The sequence below is a fragment of the Streptomyces sp. NPDC089424 genome (genome assembly GCF_044749345.1).
In the GTDB taxonomy this organism is placed as follows: Bacteria; Actinomycetota; Actinomycetes; order Streptomycetales; family Streptomycetaceae; genus Streptomyces.
Genome location: NZ_JBIVHU010000001.1, coordinates 1,367,723 through 1,388,300, shown reverse-complemented (window position 1 = coordinate 1,388,300; position 20,578 = coordinate 1,367,723). Strand labels below are relative to the sequence as shown.

Genomic DNA, 20,578 nt, shown 5'->3' with positions numbered 1-20,578 from the left:
GCGGGGGGGGGGGTGGGGGTCAAGGGGGGGCGGGGGCGGGGGGGGGGGGGGGGGGGGGCCGCGCGCTGGGGGGGGGTGCGCGGGGGGGGGGGGGGGGCGCACCCGGGCGGGTGCCCGCCCCGCCGTCAATCGGTGACGGTCAGCTGCTGAGCGCAGTGATCGTGAGGGTGGCGCGGTATCCGCCCTTGTCGACGCTGTCCGGGATCTTCAGATCCAGGTCGGCGCCGAGCCTGGCGCCGCCCCGCGGGTGGCCCTGCTCGGCGGAGCTGAGGCCACGCGAGACGGACAGGCCCTGCCCGTGGTCGTCGTAGCCGGACGCCACCGGCTCACCGGCCGTGGCACCGGCGCCGCCGTCCAGGACGTACGGCTTCCAGCCCAGGAAGGAGCCGGAGAACGTCTTGTCGGCGTCGCGGAAGTCGCTCACGTTGGCCGCGATCGACCACGGGGCGAGCGAGCGGCGGCTGTCCGAGACGAGGATCGGGTTGATCTTGCCACCCGCGACGAAGTGGTCGCCGTTCTCCTCCTTGGCGGTACCGAGGTCCACCAGCCCGTTGTAGCCGTCGATCGTCCAGCCGAACTCGCCCGGGGCCGGGTTCGGGACGTCGACCTGCAGGTCCTGCTTGTCCCCGTGGAAGGGGTGCACGGTGACGTCGTCGACGTGCGAGCCGACCGGCTGGTCCGGGCCGGCCGCGCCGCTGCGGATGTTCTCGACCACGAGCTTGTCCTTGCGCACCTGGACCTTGACGTAGGTGCGGACGTGCTCCTGGCTCTGGACCGAGTTGTACCAGTAGCTGTCCGGGTTGAGCGGGTCGGCGCCGTTGCCCGCGCCGCTGGTCCCGCTGCTGTCCGGCTTGGAGATGTCGTAGTACTTCGAGCCCGAGGCGGAGTTGGCCGTCACGTACAGGACGCCACCGGGGCCCGGGTACACGTCGGCGGCACCCGGCTTCTCCGCCGGGTTCTCCTTCTCACCGTTCTTGATGAGGTAGCTGCGGGAGTAGCTGTGGTCGTGGCCCTGCAGGACCAGGTCCACACCGAGCTTGGAAAACGTTGTCGGGAAGTCGGTGCGACGCAGCTTGTTGTCGCCGTCCTTGGCGTGCGCGGCCGGCGAGTAGATCGCGTGGTGGTAGACGAGGACCTTCCACTTGGCCTCGTTGCCGTGCTTGTTGATGACGTCGGTGACGAAGTTGACGTGCGCCGCGTCGCCGCCGCCGTTGGCGGAGTTGTAGCTGTTGCTGTTCAGGTCGATGAACAGCACGTCCTTGTAGATGTACCAGTAGTCACCGCCCGACTTGGTGCCCGCCGGGTTCCCGTTGTCGTAGTACGGGGCCGAACGGTCGGTGTTCGGGGTGGTGAAGTGCTGCTCGTAGGCCTTGCCGCCGACGTCGTGGTTGCCGATGGTGGCGGCCCACGGGTACTGGCGCAGCTGCTCCGGAGCGAGGAAGGCGTTCCACTGGGACTCGGTGTTGGCCGTCTCGACCTGGTCACCGCCCGACACCAGGAGTTCGGCGTTCGGGTTGGCCTTCAGCGAGACGTCGACCGTGTCCTGCCAGCCGGCCTGGTCGTTCGCGATGTTGCCGGACGAGCCGATCTGCGGGTCGCCGTAGAACAGGAAGTCGTAGTCGCCTTCGAAGTCCTGCGTCGTGAAGGAGTAGGTGGCGGACCAGTTGCCCTCGCCGCCCACGCGGTAGGAGTACTGGGTGTGCTCCTTCAGGCCGGTGATCGTCGCGTGGCGGTTGTAGCCGCCGCTGGTCGCGATGTTCGCCGCGCCCATGGCGTCGAAGGTGGCCGCGCCCGTGGGGAACTCGTCGTTCACCAGCTGCGCGGTCGGCGCGACCTGGATGACCTGCGCCGTGTCCGCCGAGGAGTACCAGGTCACAGTGCGCTGCGACTCGTTGGCACCCACACCGAGTATCACGCCGCTGAGCGTCGCGGACTCGGCGGCACCGGCCGGGACGGCCATGCCGGTGCCCAGTGCGACGGTCAGCCCCAGAAACGCCGCAGTGGCCCCGGTGGCCATGTGGCGCCGCACAGGCCCGCGGGCCTGAGGGGAGTTGCTTGATCTCATGAGTTTCGTTCTCTGTTCCGTTGTGCACGCCTGAAACGTGCATGAGTGGAGATCTGCACGCTCACGCCGCCAAGTGATGATCCGGTGAATGGGAAACCGCCGAATGGTCGAGGACTGCCCAAAGTCGGCAAAGATCGTGGAAAGTGTCAAACTCCAGCCACACGTTGGACGAACCAGAGGAGTCCCATTACGCAAACTCCCGCCGACACCACGCCGGTGGCCAGCAGTCCGGCTTTCGGCGCGTGCCGGCGCAGCACCAGCAGCAGCGGGAACACCACGGCGATGACGGCCAGCTGCACGACCTCGATACCGACGTTGAACACCAGCAGCGACCACAGCAGCGTCCAGGACCACGCCGCCTCGATGCCCAGGGCGCCCGCGAAGCCCAGCCCGTGCACGAGGCCGAAGCAGAACACGACCGTCAGGCGGGACCAGCCGGCGCGGTCGAGGCCGAGGCGGCCGCCTTCCTGTCCCGCGGTCAACTCCGCCGCTCCGCCGCGATGGCGTCCCAGTCGCCACAGGTGCCAGCCGGCGACCACGGCGATCGACAGCGCGATGACGGGCTCGACGACGGCCGAGGGCACCTCGACGATGCCGAGCGCCGCCAGCATGAACGTCACCGAGTGCGCCACGGTGAAGCTCGTCGCCGCCAGCACGATCTCGCGCGGGCGGCGCGAACCGGCGATGAGGGCCAGCAGGAACAGCAGGTGGTCGACGCCCGTCAGCAGGTGCTCGGCACCCAGGCGGAAGAACTCCCAGAAGCGCTCGTACCAGGCCTGGGCCAAGGAGAACGACGGGTGCGCGGCGTCCAGCGCCGCGCTGCCCGAGCGGCCGTCGACGTCGTAGGTGACGATGGTCTTGACGCCCTTGACATAGCCCTCGGAGTCGGGGAACAGGGTGCTGCGCAGCACCTCTTCTCCGCCGTCGCCGGGGCAGGACCAGTCGAGGTCCAGGCCGGCGTACGGCACGCCCTCGCGCTGTCCCATCGTGAAACGGCCGCTCTGCGACGGTGTGCAGGACGCGCCGTCCGCGGTGACCGGGAAGTGGCCGGCGGCGTAGCCGACGGCGGATCGGGCGTGCGAGTTCAGCGCCGCGGCCTGAGCACGGGTGTCGCCGGACTCGAAGGCCGCCGTGCCTTCGCGGAAGAGGTCGTCGTCGTGTTCGAGGTCGGCGGCCGACACGACGTAGAGGTCGTACTCGAGTTCCAGGGTGGTGCGCAGAAGGCCGGTGTCGGACCGGGAGACATGGGCGTACACGGTCGAGGAGAAGCCGTGAGCGGCGGCGGGTTGCTGCCAGACGGCGAGGAAGGCGAACAGTGCCGCGACGATGACGAAGAGGGGGCGGCGTATCTGGTGTGACATGGTGCTCCTTCACGTTGCCACCGCAGCGTGCGCGCGTTCGCTGAACCCGAACCGGAGCGTCGAAGAACCCTTGGCAAACAAGTGTGCGGACGCGTTCGCTCGGGTGGATTCCGCGTGAAACGTGCGATGAGGATGAGGGCGCACCACCTCACCTCCCGGAGAACGATCACCTTGCGCCCCTTGCCCCGGTCCGTCGCCGCGCTGGCCGCGGCTGCCGTCCTCGCCGTACCGCTCGCCGCCTGCGCCTCCGGTGACGGCTGGTCACAGCCGCACCCCCGCCCCTCCGCCGTGGGCGTCGCGGGGCCGGGTTTCGTCGACCCGGCCGATCCGCCTGCCCCGGAGGCGACCGCGACTCCACGCCCCGGCTCGTGGTCCGGCCTCCACCCCTCCGAGGACTACCGGGTCGTCCTGGTCACCTCGGGGGACGACCGTCCGACCCGGACCCTGGTGGCCGCGGTCCAACGGTGGGCGAAGGACGAGGACGTCGACCTGCGCACGGTGACCGCCGCCCACGAGTCCGACGCCGTCCCTCGGATCGCCGAGGCCCTCGACATGCGGCCCGACCTCGTCGTCAGCGCGGGCAACGACCTCGTCGACGCCCTCGCCACCGTGACCCCTCATCACCTCTCCCAGCAGTTCCTCGTGGTGGGCGCGGAGCTCGCCGAGCCCACCGAGAACGTCACCTCCGTCGACTGGTCCGGCGCCTCGTTCCGCGGCGAGGGCCTCGGCATGTCCTCGACGTACGACCCGGCCTCCTTCACCTCGGCCCGCTGTGCGGCGGCGGTACGCGCCGGGGTCGCCTCGGTGCTCACGGGAGTGACGGGGATCGTGATCTGGCTCGACGCGGACTAGCGGTTCACCTGGGTTCGCCTGGCGGCACGCCCGTGGTCAGGTGCGCCAGTGGGCGGGGCCGTCGGGAGCGGGCCGGTAGGCGAAACGGCCTCCGGTGTGGAGGGAGGCGCGCAGATGGGCGCCGGTCAGGGGGGCCGTTGCCTCGATCCTCGTGAGGGCGGTCCGCAGGGCTCGGGTCGCGTTCACGCGGGCTCGTTCCGCTTCGTTGCTCCGGGGGCGGCCTCTCCCGCCGAGGCTGGTGTGCCGTCGCAGTTCGGCGAGCAGCGCGGTGCGCTCCACGCCCAACGCCCGCGCGCGGTCGGCGTCGCCGGCCCGGTCGGCGGCGTCGAGCTGCTCGTCGAGGACGCGGAGGTGGCGTAGATAGGCGGCGCGGCCCTCCGGGTCGAGCACGGGGTCGCCGGAGGGTGTGGGGAGTCCTGTGCCGCCCGCGACCAGGTCGAGCGCTGCGATGTCGCGGCCGGGTGCGGCGAGGAGGGTGTGCAGGTAGGTCATGCCGCGGATGTGGCGCAGCCGGGCCTGTTCGGATCCGGCCTCCAGTCGCCAGTCGTCCCCCTCCCGGACGAAGACCCAGGTGTCGGCGGAGGGTGTCAGGGCGCCGAGGAGGCCGTCGAGTCCGAGGCGTTCGGCGATCGAGCGCGCCGTGGCACGGTCCTCGTCGGCCGCCCGGGCGTCTCCCTGTCCGCCGCGGGCGGTCAGTGCGTCCGCGCGCGCGGCCGAGGTGTGGGCGAGCCAGGGCAGTGCGCCGATCCTGCGTTCCAGGCCGGCCGCGCGCCCCAGCAGGGCCACCGCCTCGTCGGCGCGGCCGAGCCGCAGGGCCAGGCGGCCGAGGTGGTCGTCGACCGGGCCGCTGACGGTGTTCGCGCCGCCCCAGACGACGAGCCGGCCCGCGTACGGGGTCAGCGCCTCGTGCAGGGCGTGGGCCGCCCGCAGGTCGCCGGTCCGGGAGGCCACCACCGCCAGGTCCGCGGCCGCCCCCAGCCAGCGCGGTCCCGATCCGGCGAGCACGGCGGGCAGCAGACGTTCGAGTTCGAGGCCGGCCTCGACGGTCGATCCGGCTTCCACCAGCAGCCGGGCCGCCGTCGCCTCGAAGAAGTGTCCGGGCAGCCGCCGGGCCATGGCCTGCCACGCCGCGACCAGCCGGCCGGCGTCGCCGCGCAGCACGGCGACCGCGCTGCGCAGGCTGCCCGCGAGCCGTTCGGTGTCCGCGAGGCCGGCCCGGCGCCCTCGTTCCTCGACCTCCTCGGTGAGTGCCGCCGCCTCGTCGAACCGGCCACGTACCGTGGCGAGCATCGCCTGGCGTGCCGGTACGACGACCGACGCCTCGGCATCACCGGCGAGTTCGGCGGCGCGCGCGTACGCGGTCAGCGCGCTCTCGGCGCGTTCGGTCTCGCCCAGTTCCATCAGTGCGACGAACCGCCAGAACAGGCCCCGGAGCTCGGCGTCGGTGTCACCGGCGCGACGGGCCTGTTCCACGATCGTCGAGGCGGTGGTGAGGCGTTCGCCGGCGGCGGCCGGGTCCCACAGGGCGTGCAGGCGGGAGTCGAGGACGGCGGCGATCGTTCCGGGGTCGCCGCTCGCCGTGGCCGACGCGGCCGCCTCTTCGGCGAGTCGGCGGCGTCGTGCGGCGGTGGACGCGTCGCCGAGCAGTTCGCGGGCGAGTCGCGCGAGGACGCGGGCGCGGGCGGTGGGGGGAAGGGGCCGCTCGGCCGCGGCCTCCAGCAGACGGACCAGGCGGGTGTCGACGTCGAGGAACCCGGTGCGCGACGGGGTGGTCAGAGCGAGGTGCAGGACGGGGTCGGTGTCCCCCGGAAGGCCGGCCAGTTCGGCCGCGAAGGTGAGAGCGGGGCCGGGCAGGCCGCCCGAGGCGAGCCACAGGGCGTGGACGGCGGCGGTGGACGATCCGGGTGTCAGGTCGGCGAGTTCCGGTTCGGTCAGTCCGCCGAGCCGTACCTCCGGGGCGACGCCGAGCGGGCTCAGCGTGGTGACGAGGGCGGCCGTGCCGGAGTCCGCGCGCGAGGCGAGCAGGCGGTAGACCTCCACGGCGGTCTCGCCGGCCAGGTCGAGGTCGTCGACGACCAGCAGGCGGGGAGCGTCGCCGGTGGCCAGAGCGCTCGCGAGTTCCTCAGCCCTCGCAGGGCGGGTGGCGGGGCCGGCGAGTGCCGCCCATGGATCGGCGCCGGGGGTCGCGGCGGCGCGCAGCACCTTGAACCCCCGGGCACGCGCACGGTCGGTGGCCGCGTCGGCGAGTGCCGTCCTGCCGGAGCCGCGCGGGCCGCTCACCACGAGGTGTCCGCCGTGCCCCGCGGTGGCCCGGTCGAGGAGCCGGTCCACGGCGGCCAGCTCCGCCCGGCGTCCGATCAAGCTCACACATGCAGGCTATAGCGGCCCCGGAGGGCGGGCGGGTAGGGCCTTTCCGGCCCCTCGCGCGCGACGCGCACGCGCCGGTGGGGCGGGGTGGGGTGGATCACGTACAGCATGTTCGGCAGGGGGTTACGCCTCCCCTGGTGACACCTCTGAGACAGGATTCCCCATGCCCGACACGCACCGCACCACCCTCGCCGGTCTCGCCGCCGACCTGCACGGGACCTCCGACGCGCGCCCTGCGGTGGTCCTGCTGCACGGCCTCTCCTACGACCGTCGGCAGTGGGGACCGCTGCTCGCGGAGCTCGAGACGGTGGACCCCGGCCGCCGTGTCCTCGCCCTCGACCTGCCGGGGCACGGCGGCTCGGCCCCTCGCCCCACGTACCACGCGGCCGAGGTCGCCGAGCAGCTGCACGAGGCGGTGACGCAGGCGGGGCTCGGCGCACCGGTCGTGGTGGGTCACTCCCTGGGCGGCGTGCTGGCCACCGTGTACGCCGCCGCGTACCCGGCCACCGCGGTCGTCAACATCGACCAGCCGCTGCTGGCCGGCCCGTTCCGGGATCTCCTGCTCCAGGCGGAGCCGACGCTGCGCGGTCCCGCGTTCGGCGAGGTCTGGGACCGGCTGCTCCAAGGCATGGGGACGGATCTGCTGCCGCCGGACGCGCGGACGCTGGTCGAGACGGCGACGACGCCCCGGCAGGATCTTCTGCTCGGCTACTGGGACGAGTTGCTGACCACACCGGCGGACGAACTCACCCGGCAGCGGGTGCGGGACATGGAGTCGCTCAGGGCTCGCGGCGTGGCCTACCACCATGTCAGCGGGATGGAGCCGGCGGCCTCGTACCGCGACTGGCTGCTGACCGTGCTGCCGGGCGCCGAGGTGACGGTGCTGACGGACAGCGGGCACTTCCCCCATCTGGTGCGGGCCAGGGAGGTCGCCGGGATCGTCGCCGCAGCGTGAGCGACGGTCGGCCCGGGACCGGCGCCGGGTCCCGGCCTCGCGGGTTCAGGAAAGGCTGCCCGTCTCGCACACCCGGCGAGCGACCTCGCGCAGCTTGACGTTGTGCTCCTGGGAGTAGCGGCGCAGCACGTCGAAGGCCTGTTCCTCGGTGAGGCGGTGGCTGCCCATGAGGATGCCCATCGCCTCACCGATGGTGTGCCGGGTGTCGACGGCCTGCTGCATCTGCGCGTGCGAGCGGGCGCCGGCGAAGGCGACCGCCGCGTGCGAGGCGAGCAGCCAGCCCGCCGTCTCGCTGATGTCGGTGAAGGCGCCGGGGCGACGGGAGTACAAGTTCAGCGCCCCGAGTTCCTCGTCCTCGGTGTAGAGGAGGAAGCCCATCATGCTGCCGAGTCCCAGCTCTCGCGCCTGAGGGGCGTAGGCGAGCCACCGCTGCTGCTCGGCGGTGAAGTCCGCGATCCGGAAGACGCGCTCCCGCAGATGAGGGCGGGCCGCGTCGAAGCACGGGCCTTCCTGCAGGCGTTCCTGGAGCCGGTCGCTGTCGATCACGAGCTGCTCGGTGGGGGCGAGGCTCCGCACCCGCTTGCCCTGGAGGATCAGAACGCCGGCGGCGTCACAGCCCTCGACCAGCTCGGTCCCGGAAGCCGTGATCCTTTCGAGCGTGGCGTCCACCGAGTCCTGCGCCAGCAAGTCCCGCGCCATCTCCGCCATGTCCCGTGCGAACGTCTCCCAGTCCACCGCGTACCTCCGTCCCCTGGCCCGGCCAGAACCTCTGTCCTCCACTTTCGCACCCGAGGGACGGTCGGCGAACGAGACACCCGCGCGGCCTCGGCGCTCAGCGTGGCCGCAGGCCGGCCATCAAGGTCTCGATGCTGCCGCTCACGAGCGTGTCGAGGGGGCGGTCGCCGTGCATCCCCATGACGGCGAGCACGGTGAGGCCCTGGAGGAGCGCCAGCAGCGTCATGTCGATCCGGCCGGTGCTGTCCGCTTCGATGAGGCCGCGTTCCCGCGCGTCCGCCAGCAGCCGTACCGGCGCCGCGAAGGCCCGGTCGTTCGCGGACCGCAGGCGGTCGTCGCCCTCGCCCTTGGGCCGGTGCATCAGGCTGAGCAGAGCGCCGTGTTCGACGCCGAACTCGACGTAGGTCCGGGCGAAGACGACGAGGCGTTGCGTGATGTCGCCCTCGGCCGCGTCGAGAGCCGCGTCCAGTCTGCGGCCCAGCCGTTCGTAGCCCTCTTCGGCGAGCGCGTCCAGCAGTGCGCTCTTGTCCGCGAAGTGGCGGCGCGGGGCGCCGTTGCTCACACCCGCCTCTCGCGCCAGTTCGCGCAAGGAGAGTCCCTCGACCCCGCGTTGGTGCAGGACGACCTCGGCCTGCTTCAACAGGGCGCTGCGGAGGTTGCCGTGGTGATAGGGGCGCGCTGCGGTCATGGCCCCAATCTAGCGCAGTGTATTCATTGACTACAATGTAGCCGCTGAATACATTGGGGCGCATGACCAGCTCACTCGGTACCGCCCCTGAGGCGGCTGACGCCCTTCCACCGCAGACCGGACGCACGGTGATCATCACCGGGGCGAACAGCGGCGTAGGTCTCGAAACGACCCGCGCGCTCGCCGCGGCCGGGGCCCACGTCGTGATGGCCGTGCGCGACCTCCCCCGGGCGCGCCCGATCGCCGAGCGGTTGCCCGGCTCGACGGAACTGCGCCGCCTCGACCTCGCCGACCTCGCGTCCGTCCGGGAGTTCGCGGATTCCTTCGGCGGCCCGGTCGACGTCCTGATCAACAACGCCGGCGTGGCCAACGTCCCCCTCGGCAGGACCGCGGACGGATTCGAGACGCACTTCGGCACCAACCACCTGGGGCACTTCGCCCTGACCAACCTGTTGCTGCCGCGCATCACCGACCGCGTCGTCACCATCGCCTCCAACGCCCACAGGAACGCCGCGCTCGACCTGTCCGACCCGAATTGGGAGCACCGCCGCTACCGTCCCTCCGCCGCATACGGCCAGTCGAAACTCGCCAACCTGCTCTTCACGCTGGAACTGCAACGGCGGCTGGCGACGGCGGGCACCGGCCTCCTCGCGCTCGCGGCTCACCCCGGAGCGGCGACCACCGGTCTGAACCGGCATCTGGGTCCGGCCATGAAGGTCGTCGCGGCGACCGTGGGCCGCCTCGTCATGCAGAGCGAGACCGACGGCGCGCGGCCCACCCTGTTCGCCGTCACCCGGGACCTGCCGGGCGCCGGCTACGTCGGTCCCGGCGGCCGGGGCGGACAGCGCGGCCGACCGACCCTGGTCCCCCGCAGCGCCACCGCCCAGGACGCCACCCTGGCAGCCGAGTTGTGGAACCTGTCCGAACGACTGACGGGCGTCCCCTTCCCCCTCGGGTGACGGCCCCCTCCCGGATGGCCTCTCCCCGAGGAGGGGGCCGTCACAACGACTCGGACTCCTGCGAGAACCCGGACATGAACTCCACGCCGCGCGCCGCCAGATCGTGCAGCTCGACGCCGGAGAGACCCGCGGAGCGGCACAGCTCGTCGAAGACCGAGAGGTCCTTGCCGGCGATGCCGGCGGCGAGCTGGGCGAACCGGGGGTCCTTGAGGATCCGCCCGACCAGGAGTTCCATCCCGAAACTGCCTCCGGTCGCCGTGCGCAGCATCCGTTCGGTCGCCTCCGGGTCCATCCCGAGCCGTCGTCCGGCCTCCAGAGCGAGTACCGCCGAGTGGACGTTGGCGAGGAGGAGCGCCTGGTTCAGCCCTTTCATCGCCAGACCGTGTCCGACCGGCCCCAGGTGCTCCACGTGCGACCCGAACGAATCCAGTACGGGACGCACCCGCCGGAACGCCTCGGCGGGACCTCCCACCATGACGGTCAGCTGGCCCGAGACGGCACGCTGACGAAAGCCGGCGACCGGCGCGTCCAGCACGGTCACGCCGTGCGGCGCACAGCGACGCGCCAGCTCCACCACGTAGTCGACCGTCACGGTCGAATGCACCACGAGAACGCCGCCCGGGCTCATCCCCGACAGGATGCCGGACTCCCCGAGCACCACCTCGCTGACGTCCTGCTCACCGAAGACGCAGACGCCCACGACCTCGCTGAGCCGTCCGAGCTCGGCGAGGTCCACGGCTCGGCGATAGGCCGAACCGTCGAACGGGGCCAGACCGGCCATGCGGCGGGCCCAGAGCGTCGTCGGGAAGCCGGCCAGCAGAATGCGCCGCGCCATGGGCTCGCCGATGTCGCCGAGGCCCACGAAACCCACTCGCAGTTTCCTGCTCTCATCAGCCATGACGTCGCACCTTCTGGCTGAGCCGTTCACACGGTTGGTGACACGCTCAACGTTCCGGCCCTCGTCGAGGCACGGTCAAGCGCGCAAGGTACCACCACTGCTGGCACCCTCAGCGGGTTAGCGGTCGCAAATTTGGGTACCTACTTCGGTCGACAGCACCGCGGGAGGAACGGTTGGCCGAGACCGACAGAGGCATGCGTGCCGATGCCCTCAAGAACCGAGAGCACATTCTGCGCGTGGCACATGACGCGTTCACGGAGGACGGGGCGACCTCGCTCAACACCATCGCCAAGCGGGCGGGCATCGGTCCCGGCACCCTGTACCGGCACTTCCCCACCCGGGAGGCCCTGATCCTGGCGGTCTACCGGCACGACGTCCAGCGACTCGTCGACTCCGTGCCCCAGGTCCTTGCCGGGCACCCGCCGCTGGAGGCGTTCCGCGTCTGGTTCCACACCCTGGCCCGGTACGTGCGACTCAAGCACGGCCTGGGCGAGGCCCTGCACAACGCGGCGGTGCAGGACTCCATCAACGCGACCTACGAACCCGTCACCGGAGCGGTCGCCGGCCTTCTGGGCGCCTGCGTGGAGAACGGCGACCTGCGCGCCGGTCTGGACGCCGCCGACGTCCTGCTGGTCATGGGCTTCCTGTGGCGGGTCGCCCCGGGCGAGGACGGCGCCGAGCAGGCGGATCGCATCATGGAGCTGGTGATCGACGGGCTGCGCCCCCGGGAGTAGCGGCCGCCGCCTCAGGCGCGCCGCGCGCCGTCGAGCAGCTCCTGCGAAAGAGCCCAGAGCCGAAGGGCGTTGTCCGGGTCGACGGCGTAGCGGGCCACGCCCTGGAGGGGGGTGTCGGGGCGGCGGTCGACGACTTCGCTCTCGTCGCAGTCGGCGAAGTAGCGACCGCCGACGCCCTCGAGCAGGGGTGAGGTGGCGACGAGGACCGAGGTCGCCGCCCCTTGTGCGACCGTCTTCATCAGGTGCGCGGGCACCCTTCCGCTCCCCCGGCCATCGGTGTGCCGCTGGAGGTTCGTGAGGATCGCCCCCGGCATCACGGCGTTGGCGGTGATGCGGTCGTCGGCCCAGCGGCGCGTCGCCTCCACGGCGAACAGGACGTTCGCGGTCTTGGACTGTCCGTAGGCGAGCCACGGATCGTAGCGCCGGAAGGCGAAGTTCACGTCGTCCCAGACGACGGGTGACAGCTGGTGGCCACTGGAACTGACGGCGACGACGCGCGCGTCGCCGTCGGCGGCGAGCGCGTCGTGGAGTCCGGTGGCGAGGGCGAAGTGGCCCAGGTGGTTGGTGGCGAACTGCCACTCCCAGCCCTGTGCGGTGTACCGCTCGGCACTGGCCATGACGCCGGCGTTGTTCACCAGGATGTGCAACGGCTCCCGCCACGCCGTGGTGAAGGCGGTGATGGACGCCGGATCGGCGAGGTCCACGTACGCGACGTCGACCTTCTCGTTGCCGGTGGAGCCGGTGATGTCCTTCGCCACCCGCTCACCTGCCGCCACGTCCCGGACCGCGAGGGTGACCTGCGCATCGATGGCGGCCAGCGCACGGGCCGTCTCCGCTCCGATGCCGGAGGAGGCTCCGGTCACCACCGCGCGGCGGCCCGCGAGGGAGAGGCCCTCGGTGACGTCGGCGGCCGTGCTGGAGAAGCCGAAGGGAGTGGTCAGCATGCGTGGCTCCTTGTCTCCAGGGCTCCTGGGCTCCGCTCCCGGGCTCCAGGGCCTTGACGACCTCCACGCTAGGCAGGGGCCGGCCATGAGTCCAACGACATCGGTTCATGGTGGCCATGCGTAACCGTCATGGCTTCTCAGTCCTTCCGGAGCCATCAGTCCTTCCAGAGCCAGGTGGCGCGCTCGTACAGCGGCTCGAATCCGGAGCGCAGCATGTTGTGCAGAGAGGTGTTGTGGTCGCCGGGCCTCTCCGCGCCGGTCTCGGCGACCAGCCATCGGCAGCCCGCGGCCTGGGCCGCGCGGGCGCGGGCGGTGAGCAGGGCCGACTGGGCGCCGCGGCCGCGGCCTTCCGGGAGCGTCGCCCCGCCGAACATGTCGGCGCACTCCCCGTTGACGAAGATGCTCCCCACCGCGATGATCCGCTCGCCGTCCCACACGGCGAACTGCTCCCATTCCGGCCTGCCCACGCAGGACGCGGCCATGTCGGTCATGCCTGGTGCGGTGAAACCGAAGGTGGTCATCATGACGGTGGCCCACTCCTCGGCCTGCCGAGGCTCGACCGGGCCGACGCGCAGTCCGGTGCGGAGCGTCGCGACGCCGTCGACTGCCGACAGCGCGGCCTCGACATTGCATCCCAGCTTGGCGAAGCGGTCGCCCTGGCCGAGGTGCAGCTTGTCGACGGTCGTGGCCCAGTCGGGCGGGAGCAGCACGGGCGCGATCATGAACGCGCCCTGGGACAGGCCCTGCGCGCGGAAGAAGTCGCACACCTCCGTCACGGCGTCCACCGTGACCGGTTCGCCGGCGCCGAAGCCGCCGGCCCGGTTGAAGAAGCGGCTCGGATCCTCGCGGATCGCCAGCGCCAGGGCCGAGCCCACGCGGAGCGAGGCGATACCCAGCGCGTCCCGCACCGGTGCCGGAGCCCCGGTCACGAAGTCGGCGTAGGCCGCGATTTCGGTCTGCTCGGCCAAGGTGATCGGTACGTCGGTGGTCATGTCCGGGTTCCCTTCTCGTGGTTCTCGTGGGTCTCCTGGGTCTCCTGGTCCTCGACGAAGTCCGTCACCGCGGAGGTGAACTCGTCCGGCTGCTCGATGTGCCCGAGGTGGCCGCTCGCGTCGAGCTCGCACAGCCGCGCGTTCGGCACGGCGGCGTGCATCTCGTACGCGAAGCGGGGTGGGCAGATGAAGTCGTGGGCACCCACGACCACCAGCGCCGGCACGGCGATCGTGCCCAGCCGGTCCCGTACGTCCCACGACACCGGCAGGCGGTTCGGGTCGTAGGTGGCAGCGAGCTGGAACGCGCCGGTGCGGCCGGTCGTCCTGCGGTGGTCGGCGAAGTAGGCGGGCAGGATGGCGTCCAGGTACCGCCGGTACGACACGTCGCCGCCGATCTCCAGCGTCCGTGCCACATTGACGGCGTCCCACATCCGGCCCGCCCGGGCCGCCTCCGGACGGCCCGGCCAGCGCGCGACGAAGGCCGCCATCTCCCGGGTCGCGGTCTCGCGCAACTCCCGTCCGTACAGCGGCGCCGTGTCGTAGAGGATCAGTCCGTCGAGACGGCCGGGACGGTCGAGGGCGAACTGGAGGGCGACGCACCCGCCGTGCGAGTGGCCGAGGAAGTAGCCGGTCGCCACGCCCATGTCGTCCAGCACGGCTTCGGCGAAGCGCGCGTAGCGGGACATGGAGTAGTCGCCGTCCGGAAGCCGGGCGCTGTCGCCCGAGCCGACCGGATCCACGTACACCAGGGTCAGTTCGCGTTCCAGAGCCGGCATCCGCAGGTACCGCGGGTGCACTCCGGGGCCCCCGGAGTGCACGAGACAGACGGGGCCCTCGCCCGCGATCCGGTAGACCTGGCGTACGCCGTCGACCCTGACGGTCCGCGCGGGGGCGTTCACGATCCGCCGCCCGGGCTCTGCGGGGCCGGCCTGGCGCCGTGTCCCGGCGGCGTCTGTGCCGAAGGTTCACCGGAGACGGCCTCCAGGGGCAGCCCGGTGGTGCGAGGGCCGAGGAGCACCACGTCGACCGCGAGCAGGCCGAGCGCCAGGGCGACGACCGTGTAGACGGTGACGGCGCCGAAGCGGTCGAGCACCGGGATCAGTACGAAGGGCAGGAGGGCGGTGACGAGCCGGCTGATCGAGTACGCGGTGCCCACCGCGGTCGACCGCAGCGCCGTCGGGTAGACCTCGCCGAGGTAGGTGTGGAACGCGTTGGCGAAGAGGTTGCTCACCGCGGTGAAGACGAAGCCCCATGCCACGATCGAGACCGTCGACGAGCCGAGGCCGAAGAGCAGACCCGAGACGGCCATGGCGAGGGCACTCGCGGCGATGAGCACCTTGCGTTCCACGCGCTCGATGACGGGCAGCGAGAGCAACGAGCCCACCGGGTAACCGATGTAGGTGAGGGCGAGGAACCCCAGGGACTCGACGACCGAGTACCCCTTGCTCTGCAGCACCAGGGGCGCCAGGGTGCCGAATCCGTAGTAGCCGAACACCTGGAGCGCGTTGATCGTCCACTGCATCACGGTGCGACGTGCGAGCACGCCGGTGAACAGCGTCCGCACGGGCGGACGCCGTGGCGGGACGGGCAGTTGGGCTTCCCGCGCCGGCGGCAGGTCCGCCCCGCGACGCGTCGCCGTCCGCTCCCATCGCACGACGAGGCGCTCCGCTTCGTCGAACCGGCCGACCGACTCCAGCCAGCGGGGCGACTCGGGCAGCGACCGCCGCAGCAGCCCCACCGACAGGGCTCCCAGGCCGCCGAAGAAGAACATCCAGCGCCATCCGGCCACACCGAGCGGCTGGAGGGAGACCAGCCGGCTCGCCAGGAAGCCGGCTACGGGCACCCCGAGGAAGCCGGTGGTGTAGGCGAGGGCGACATACTTGCCGCGGATCCTGGCGGGCAGCAGGTCGGACAGGTAGGTGTCGGCGAGCGCCAGTTCGGCCCCGATGCCGAGTCCGGCGAAGAACCGGGTGACGACGAGCGTCGGGGAGTTCGGCGAGAGCCCGCCGAGGAAGGACGCCGTCGAGTAGAGCGTCAGGTTGATCAGGAAGGTGCGCCGCCGCCCCAGCCGGTCGCCGAGGCGGCCGAAGAGGACCGCGCCGAAGAACTGCCCGACGAACGCGCCGGCGAGCACCGCCTCGAGTGCGAGGCCGGACACTCCGAACGCGGACGTCAGCACGACGGAGAGGGTTCCGGCCAGGAAGATCTCGTAGATGTCGAAGAAGAGCCCGAAGCCGATCAGGGCGACCGCGAGTCGGTGCACAGGCAGGACGGGCAGACGGTCCAGACGTGCTGCGATCGTCCTGGCGCCGGGGGCGGAGTCGGATGAATTCACGCGCGCCGTCACGGCGTCGAGAATATACCTTTTGTCCGCTTGGCCTCGGTCCGGGGTTCCTTCAAGTCCACGAGAATGCCGCATAGGTAGTATGCGGAGACATCATGGACTTCACCGATGTCTCCCTGATTTCCCTGCGGGTCTTCCGCGCAGTGGCCGAGCAGGGCACGTTCACCGCGGCCGCGGCCTCCCTGGGCTACACGCAGTCGGCGGTCTCCCGGCAGATCGCCTCGGTCGAGCGGGCCGCGGGCGCGACGCTGGTGGAGAGGCGGCACGACGGCGCACGGCTGACCGCGGCGGGGCGGGTCGTCATGCGTCGCGCCACGGTGGTGCTGGACCAGATCGACGCGACCGCCCGCGAGCTGTCGGGCATGCCCGTGCAGGGCGGCACCGTACGCCTCGGCTGGGTGCCCGTCGCCGGCACGACGGTGGTGCCCCACGCGCTGGCGGAGCTACGGCGCAGCGCCCCGAACCTGCATGTCGTCAGCCGCGAAGGGGGGACACCGGCGCTGACCCGCGCCCTGCGGGCGGGGAGCATCGATCTCGCGCTGCTGTCATCGGCGCCACCGTTTCGCGCACCTGACACCGAGTCGCCCGCGCTGGTCCTTCAGACGCTCAGCGAACGCACCCTGTGCCTGGCCGTGCCGACGGCGCACCCGCTCGCCCGCGGCGACTTCGTCGACGTGGACGACCTGCGCGGACAGCGCTGGATCGCCGGTTCGGCCTCCGGCGCCGACCGTCTGCTGGGGGTGTGGCCGGGCCTCGACGAGCGGCCCGAGATCGTCCACACGGCCCGGGACTGGCTGGCGAAACTGCACCTCGTGGCCTCCGGTTGCGGGTTGACCACCGTCCCTTCCACCCTGGCGCGGGTCGCGCCGCCCGGCGTACGCGTCCTGCCCGTGCGGGGCGGCCCGCAGGAGCAACGCCGCCTGGTCCTGGCCCGGCTGCCCCAGCCGCCGACCGAACCGGTGTCCCGTCTCGCCGCGGCCCTGCAGGCCGCCGCCGCGGACGGAGAAGCACCACCGGGGTAGTCCCGCCGACCGCCCGCGAGCGGCCTGCTACCGGCACCGTGCGCGGAATCGTCCCAGGTCACAGGCGTGCGGCGGCGTCCGCCGTGGGCCGCGGACATAACAGGACAGTTCTCCGCTTCTTTGTTAGCCTGGCAGCGTTCGGCGTAGAGCACAGTGCTGATGGCTCCTGGAGGAGACATGGCCATGGCCGATTCGCCAGGAACCGGTACGACACCGCGGCGCGACGACCCGCTGTTCGACCTCGTCATCGTCGGTGGTGGCGCCGCGGGCAGCGTGCTCGCCGCGCGGCTCAGCGCCGACCCCGATCGCCAAGTGCTGCTGCTGGAGGCCGGACCCGCCGACACCGACCCCCGCATCGCTCCGCCGCACGGAGTGCTGAACGGACTGCTGCGCGGGGAACTCGACTGGAGCTACGAGACCGTTCCCCAGGAGCAGCTCGGCGGACGGAGCATCCCCCTGTCCGCCGGCCGCGTTCTGGGAGGCGGCGGCTCCATCAACTACCAGGCGTGGTACCGCGGGCACCCCTTGGACTACGACGGGTGGGCCGAGAGCGGCATGAAGGGCTGGAGCTGGCACGAGGTCCTCCCCAGCTTCCGCCGATCGGAGGACCACGAGTTCGGCGCCTCCGACCTCCACGGCACAGGCGGGCCGATCCCGGTCACCACGCCCAAGGACGTCAGCCCCCTGTCCCTCGCGTTCATCGCCGCGGGGGTGGAGTACGGGCTGCCGTTGAACCGGGACTTCAACGGCGAACGACTCGACGGCGTCGGCCTGCTCTACAGCAACGTCCGTGACGGTGAACGCCACAGCGCCGCCCGCGGCTACCTGCACCCGGTCATGAACCGCGCCAACCTCACCGTCCGTACCGGAGCCCTGGTCCACCGGGTCCTGTTCCGGGGGACGCGGGCGACCGGCGTCGAGTACACCGACGCCGCCGGCACGGTCGTGACGGTCCGCGCGAACGCGGTGGTCCTCTCGGCAGGCGCGCTGCGGACACCGCACCTGCTCATGCTGTCGGGCATCGGCCCCGCCGACCACCTGGCCGGCCTCGGCATCGACGTGCTCCAGGACCTGCAAGGAGTCGGCGCCGGCTTCCAGGACCACCTGTCCGCGCTGATCGGCTGGCCCGTCGTACGAGGTGTCACCTGGCCGGAGGCGTACGGCAGCGCGGCCGACCGGACGCTGTACGCCCGGGAGCGCCGCGGGCCGCTCGCTTCGATCGGCCAGGCCGGGGCCTTCCTGCGCTGCGGCGAAGGCGCCCCGGCCCCGGACATCGAGCTGACACCGATGCTCGTCGACCTGCTGGGCAACAGCGCGCCCGGCTTCTCCTGTCTGGTGACACTGCTGACGCCGCGGAGCCGGGGCGCCGTGCGTCTGGCCTCCAGCGATCCCACGGCGGCACCGGTCATCGACGCCCGCTTCTTCGAGGCCGCCGCCGACCGGGAGTTGGTCGTGGAGGGGATGCGCCGCGCCCTGGAGCTGTGCGACAGTCCCGTCATGCGGGCGCTGCTCGGCCCGCCCTCCTTCCCCACCGCCTCCGACGAGGCGGCCCTGCTGGACGCGGCGCGCGCGGCGATCATCTCGACCAATCACCCGGCCGGGACCTGTCGTGCCGGTGCCGACGAGGGGTCAGTGGTCGACCCCTTGCTGCGTGTTCACGGCGTCTCGGGTCTGCACGTGGTGGACGCGTCGGTGATGCCCGCACTCCCCCGCGGCAACATCCATGCCCCCACCGTGATGATCGCCGAGCGCGCGGCGGAGACGTGCTTCGCCTGATCCGGGGCTACGGAGCGAGGGCGCGGGCGTCGCCGGCGATCAGTGCCGCGCGATCCTGGTCCAGGGACCTGCCGGACTGCACCTTCGCCCAGGTCGCGAGGGCCGCGTACTGCTTCAGCCCCAGCATCGCCGTCATCGAGCCGACGGCGGACTCCTTGGCGCCAGAGGTGAAGATCAGGTGCGCCAGGCCCGTCGGGGTGGCCTTCAGGGTGAAGGTCCGGGTGTCCTCGGCGGTTCCGCCGGCACCCGACGCCACGGCGCGCAGCGTGTGCGTCCCGGCCGTGAGGGCGGTCAGGTCCAGCGGGGCTCCGGCCGGTACGGGCCTGCCGTCGAGGGTGAGGGACACGGAGTCCGCGAAGTCGCTCCGCACGGTCGCCAGCGGCGACTGTGCGCGGTCCAGCACCGCGTCGGCGGCCGGGGAGGTGAGGGCGACCTCCGGCTCGGCCGGGGGCGCCGACCGGGCCTGCCGGTAGGCCTGGTTCCAGCCGTTCAGCTCGGTCGGCCGGTTGGTGATGATCGCGTCGACGCCCGCGCTCTCCAGCGCCTTCCAGCGGTCGGCGCCGTCCACGGTCCACACCATCACGGCCACGCCGGCCTTGTGCAGCTCCGCGATGACGGACGGCCTCTTGCCGAGCGCGTCGTCCGACGGGTTGTAGGCGGACAGGTGCAGTTCCTCGGCGAGGGCCACCGGATCCGCGTCCAGGGTGCTGCGCAGCAGGCCGAGCGGCAGCTCCGGGGCGAGTTCATGGGTGTGGCGCAGGGCGTCGACCTCGAAGCTCTGCACGAAGACCCGTCCGGTCATGCCGTGCGCGCGAATGGTGTCGACGATGGTGGCCACCTCGGCCTTGGTGTGGGCGCCCTTGATCTCCAGCAGCAGGTCGCCACCCCGCGTGCGCAGGTCGTCCAGCTGGGCGGCCAGCGTCGGGACGCGCGCGCCCTTGTAGGAGGGCGCGAACCACGATCCGGCGTCGAGGGCGTCGAGTTGGGCGGAGGTCAGCGAGCGGATCGGACCCGTGCCGTCGGTGGTGCGGTCCACGGTGGGGTCGTGGAGGATGTAGGGCACGCCGTCCTTGCTGGGCTGGACGTCGTTCTCGATGAAGTCGGCGCCGCCCCGGCGGGCGATCTCCTGGGAGACCAGGGTGTTCTCGGGGGCGGCCGAGGACGCGCCGCGGTGGGCGATGACGGTCAGCGGCTCTCCGGCCGGCCGGATGTAGCTCCGCGGCGGGAGTTCGGTGACCTTGAGGTCGTCGTAGGAGGCGGCGGCGCCGTTCACCAGCAGGCCCTGGACGCCGTCGGCGGTGCGGGCGACCTTGGAGGTCCGCATGACCTCCCTGCCGTCGAAGTACCAGACGGCCTGGGCGCCGTGGACCTCGGCGGCTATCCGCACGTCCTTGCCGGTACCCGCGGCGAAGGGCGCCGCGTGGGTGTCGGTGACGTTCCAGGCGTTGGAGGTCGTGCGCTGGGCGAACTCCAGGCCGTTGGCGGCCGTGGTGCCGGTCCGCATGGTGGCGATGGACCACGGGACGGCCCCGCTCGCCGGCAGGTCGAGGCCCATCGCGGTCCAGCGGCCGGCGTCGACGGCCGACTCGAAGCGCGCCGTGACCTCGATCCGGAAGTCGTCGAGGTGCTCGCCGAAGGTGATGCGGCTCTGCTGCGAGGAGTTCGCCGAACTGCCGTACAGGCGGCCGTCCTTCACCTGCCAGCCGCCCTCCACCGCCTTGAAGCCCTGGGGCAGGGTGTCCCCGGAGAAGTCCGCGGAGACGACGACCCGGCCCGCGTCGGCTCGGGGCGCGGCTGACGAAGGGGAGCCCTCCGCGAAGACGGGGGTCGGCAGGGACACGGCGACCAGCGCGCAGGCCAGCAGCGCGACGCGTGAACGAGACATA

General features: G+C 72.0%; 17 protein-coding genes. 6 read left to right on the top strand and 11 right to left on the bottom strand.

Going from position 1 to position 20,578, the window contains the following annotated elements; genetic code table 11:
• Positions 1–139: 139 nt before the first annotated feature.
• A complete protein-coding gene (locus ACIP2X_RS06050; RefSeq protein WP_401668076.1) occupies positions 140–2,065 on the bottom strand; it encodes a fibronectin type III domain-containing protein in 1,926 nt (641 codons plus the stop codon).
• A 146-nt stretch (positions 2,066–2,211) separates the two neighbouring features.
• Entirely contained in the window at positions 2,212–3,426 is a 1,215-nt protein-coding gene (locus ACIP2X_RS06045) for a HupE/UreJ family protein (RefSeq protein ID WP_401668074.1), read from the bottom strand.
• A 180-nt stretch (positions 3,427–3,606) separates the two neighbouring features.
• On the opposite strand from ACIP2X_RS06045, the gene ACIP2X_RS06040 reads away from it, so the two are divergent.
• Positions 3,607–4,278: a hypothetical protein gene (locus ACIP2X_RS06040; protein WP_401668072.1), complete on the top strand. Its 672-nt coding sequence runs from the start codon at positions 3,607–3,609 to the stop codon at positions 4,276–4,278.
• A 36-nt stretch (positions 4,279–4,314) separates the two neighbouring features.
• On the opposite strand, the gene ACIP2X_RS06035 is transcribed toward ACIP2X_RS06040, so the two are convergent.
• Positions 4,315–6,645 (bottom strand): AAA family ATPase, encoded by a 2,331-nt coding sequence (locus tag ACIP2X_RS06035; protein WP_401668069.1) that lies wholly within the window; start codon positions 6,643–6,645, stop codon positions 4,315–4,317.
• Positions 6,646–6,808: 163 nt separating this feature from the next.
• On the opposite strand from ACIP2X_RS06035, the gene ACIP2X_RS06030 reads away from it, so the two are divergent.
• Complete coding sequence (locus ACIP2X_RS06030; protein WP_401668066.1) at positions 6,809–7,600, top strand: alpha/beta fold hydrolase; 792 nt, start codon at positions 6,809–6,811, stop codon at positions 7,598–7,600.
• Positions 7,601–7,645: 45 nt separating this feature from the next.
• On the opposite strand, the gene ACIP2X_RS06025 is transcribed toward ACIP2X_RS06030, so the two are convergent.
• Positions 7,646–8,335 carry a GAF and ANTAR domain-containing protein gene (locus tag ACIP2X_RS06025; protein ID WP_401668064.1) on the bottom strand — a complete coding sequence of 230 codons (690 nt, stop codon included), beginning with the start codon at positions 8,333–8,335 and terminating at the stop codon, positions 7,646–7,648.
• A gap of 97 nt (positions 8,336–8,432) precedes the next feature.
• Positions 8,433–9,023: a TetR/AcrR family transcriptional regulator gene (locus tag ACIP2X_RS06020; RefSeq protein ID WP_401668061.1), complete on the bottom strand. Its 591-nt coding sequence runs from the start codon at positions 9,021–9,023 to the stop codon at positions 8,433–8,435.
• A 62-nt stretch (positions 9,024–9,085) separates the two neighbouring features.
• Here ACIP2X_RS06020 and ACIP2X_RS06015 point away from each other — a divergent pair, with 62 nt between their 5' ends.
• Positions 9,086–9,982 (top strand): oxidoreductase, encoded by an 897-nt coding sequence (locus ACIP2X_RS06015; RefSeq protein ID WP_401668058.1) that lies wholly within the window; start codon positions 9,086–9,088, stop codon positions 9,980–9,982.
• 40 nt (positions 9,983–10,022) lie between these two features.
• Here ACIP2X_RS06015 and ACIP2X_RS06010 read toward each other — a convergent pair whose 3' ends face one another.
• Positions 10,023–10,880 (bottom strand): NAD(P)-dependent oxidoreductase, encoded by an 858-nt coding sequence (locus ACIP2X_RS06010; protein WP_401668056.1) that lies wholly within the window; start codon positions 10,878–10,880, stop codon positions 10,023–10,025.
• Positions 10,881–11,116: 236 nt separating this feature from the next.
• Here ACIP2X_RS06010 and ACIP2X_RS06005 point away from each other — a divergent pair, with 236 nt between their 5' ends.
• Positions 11,117–11,614 carry a TetR/AcrR family transcriptional regulator gene (locus ACIP2X_RS06005; RefSeq protein WP_401668054.1) on the top strand — a complete coding sequence of 166 codons (498 nt, stop codon included), beginning with the start codon at positions 11,117–11,119 and terminating at the stop codon, positions 11,612–11,614.
• A gap of 11 nt (positions 11,615–11,625) precedes the next feature.
• Here ACIP2X_RS06005 and ACIP2X_RS06000 read toward each other — a convergent pair whose 3' ends face one another.
• From ACIP2X_RS06000 to ACIP2X_RS05985, 4 genes are all read right to left on the bottom strand, one after another.
• The gene (locus ACIP2X_RS06000; RefSeq protein WP_401668051.1) at positions 11,626–12,558 is read right to left on the bottom strand and encodes an SDR family NAD(P)-dependent oxidoreductase; all 933 of its coding nucleotides are present in this window, start codon (positions 12,556–12,558) and stop codon (positions 11,626–11,628) included.
• 155 nt (positions 12,559–12,713) lie between these two features.
• The gene (locus ACIP2X_RS05995; protein WP_401668049.1) at positions 12,714–13,550 is read right to left on the bottom strand and encodes an N-acetyltransferase; all 837 of its coding nucleotides are present in this window, start codon (positions 13,548–13,550) and stop codon (positions 12,714–12,716) included.
• Entirely contained in the window at positions 13,547–14,449 is a 903-nt protein-coding gene (locus ACIP2X_RS05990; protein WP_401668047.1) for an alpha/beta fold hydrolase, read from the bottom strand. Before ACIP2X_RS05990 ends, ACIP2X_RS05995 begins: the two co-directional genes overlap by 4 nt.
• A complete protein-coding gene (locus ACIP2X_RS05985; protein ID WP_401668045.1) occupies positions 14,446–15,897 on the bottom strand; it encodes an MFS transporter in 1,452 nt (483 codons plus the stop codon). Before ACIP2X_RS05985 ends, ACIP2X_RS05990 begins: the two co-directional genes overlap by 4 nt.
• A gap of 92 nt (positions 15,898–15,989) precedes the next feature.
• Here ACIP2X_RS05985 and ACIP2X_RS05980 point away from each other — a divergent pair, with 92 nt between their 5' ends.
• Together ACIP2X_RS05980 and ACIP2X_RS05975 are read left to right on the top strand one after the other, a co-directional pair.
• The gene (locus ACIP2X_RS05980) at positions 15,990–16,916 is read left to right on the top strand and encodes a LysR family transcriptional regulator (RefSeq protein ID WP_401668042.1); all 927 of its coding nucleotides are present in this window, start codon (positions 15,990–15,992) and stop codon (positions 16,914–16,916) included.
• 183 nt (positions 16,917–17,099) lie between these two features.
• A complete protein-coding gene (locus ACIP2X_RS05975; protein WP_401668040.1) occupies positions 17,100–18,692 on the top strand; it encodes a GMC family oxidoreductase in 1,593 nt (530 codons plus the stop codon).
• 7 nt (positions 18,693–18,699) lie between these two features.
• On the opposite strand, the gene ACIP2X_RS05970 is transcribed toward ACIP2X_RS05975, so the two are convergent.
• Positions 18,700–20,577: a glycerophosphodiester phosphodiesterase gene (locus ACIP2X_RS05970; RefSeq protein ID WP_401668037.1), complete on the bottom strand. Its 1,878-nt coding sequence runs from the start codon at positions 20,575–20,577 to the stop codon at positions 18,700–18,702.
• Position 20,578 lies beyond the last annotated feature (1 nt).

Excerpts from the sequence above, each read along its gene's own strand:
- ACIP2X_RS05970 (WP_401668037.1), bottom strand. The coding sequence starts at position 20,577 with ATGTCTCGTTCACGCGTCGCGCTGCTGGCCTGCGCGCTGGTCGCCGTG.
- ACIP2X_RS06030 (WP_401668066.1), top strand. The coding sequence starts at position 6,809 with ATGCCCGACACGCACCGCACCACCCTCGCCGGTCTCGCCGCCGACCTG.
- ACIP2X_RS06015 (WP_401668058.1), top strand. The coding sequence starts at position 9,086 with ATGACCAGCTCACTCGGTACCGCCCCTGAGGCGGCTGACGCCCTTCCA.
- ACIP2X_RS05975 (WP_401668040.1), top strand. The coding sequence starts at position 17,100 with ATGGCCGATTCGCCAGGAACCGGTACGACACCGCGGCGCGACGACCCG.
- ACIP2X_RS06050 (WP_401668076.1), bottom strand. The coding sequence starts at position 2,065 with ATGAGATCAAGCAACTCCCCTCAGGCCCGCGGGCCTGTGCGGCGCCAC.
- ACIP2X_RS06000 (WP_401668051.1), bottom strand. The coding sequence starts at position 12,558 with ATGCTGACCACTCCCTTCGGCTTCTCCAGCACGGCCGCCGACGTCACC.
- ACIP2X_RS06020 (WP_401668061.1), bottom strand. The coding sequence starts at position 9,023 with ATGACCGCAGCGCGCCCCTATCACCACGGCAACCTCCGCAGCGCCCTG.
- ACIP2X_RS05980 (WP_401668042.1), top strand. The coding sequence starts at position 15,990 with ATGGACTTCACCGATGTCTCCCTGATTTCCCTGCGGGTCTTCCGCGCA.
- ACIP2X_RS06045 (WP_401668074.1), bottom strand. The coding sequence starts at position 3,426 with ATGTCACACCAGATACGCCGCCCCCTCTTCGTCATCGTCGCGGCACTG.
- ACIP2X_RS05995 (WP_401668049.1), bottom strand. The coding sequence starts at position 13,550 with ATGACCACCGACGTACCGATCACCTTGGCCGAGCAGACCGAAATCGCG.
- ACIP2X_RS06010 (WP_401668056.1), bottom strand. The coding sequence starts at position 10,880 with ATGGCTGATGAGAGCAGGAAACTGCGAGTGGGTTTCGTGGGCCTCGGC.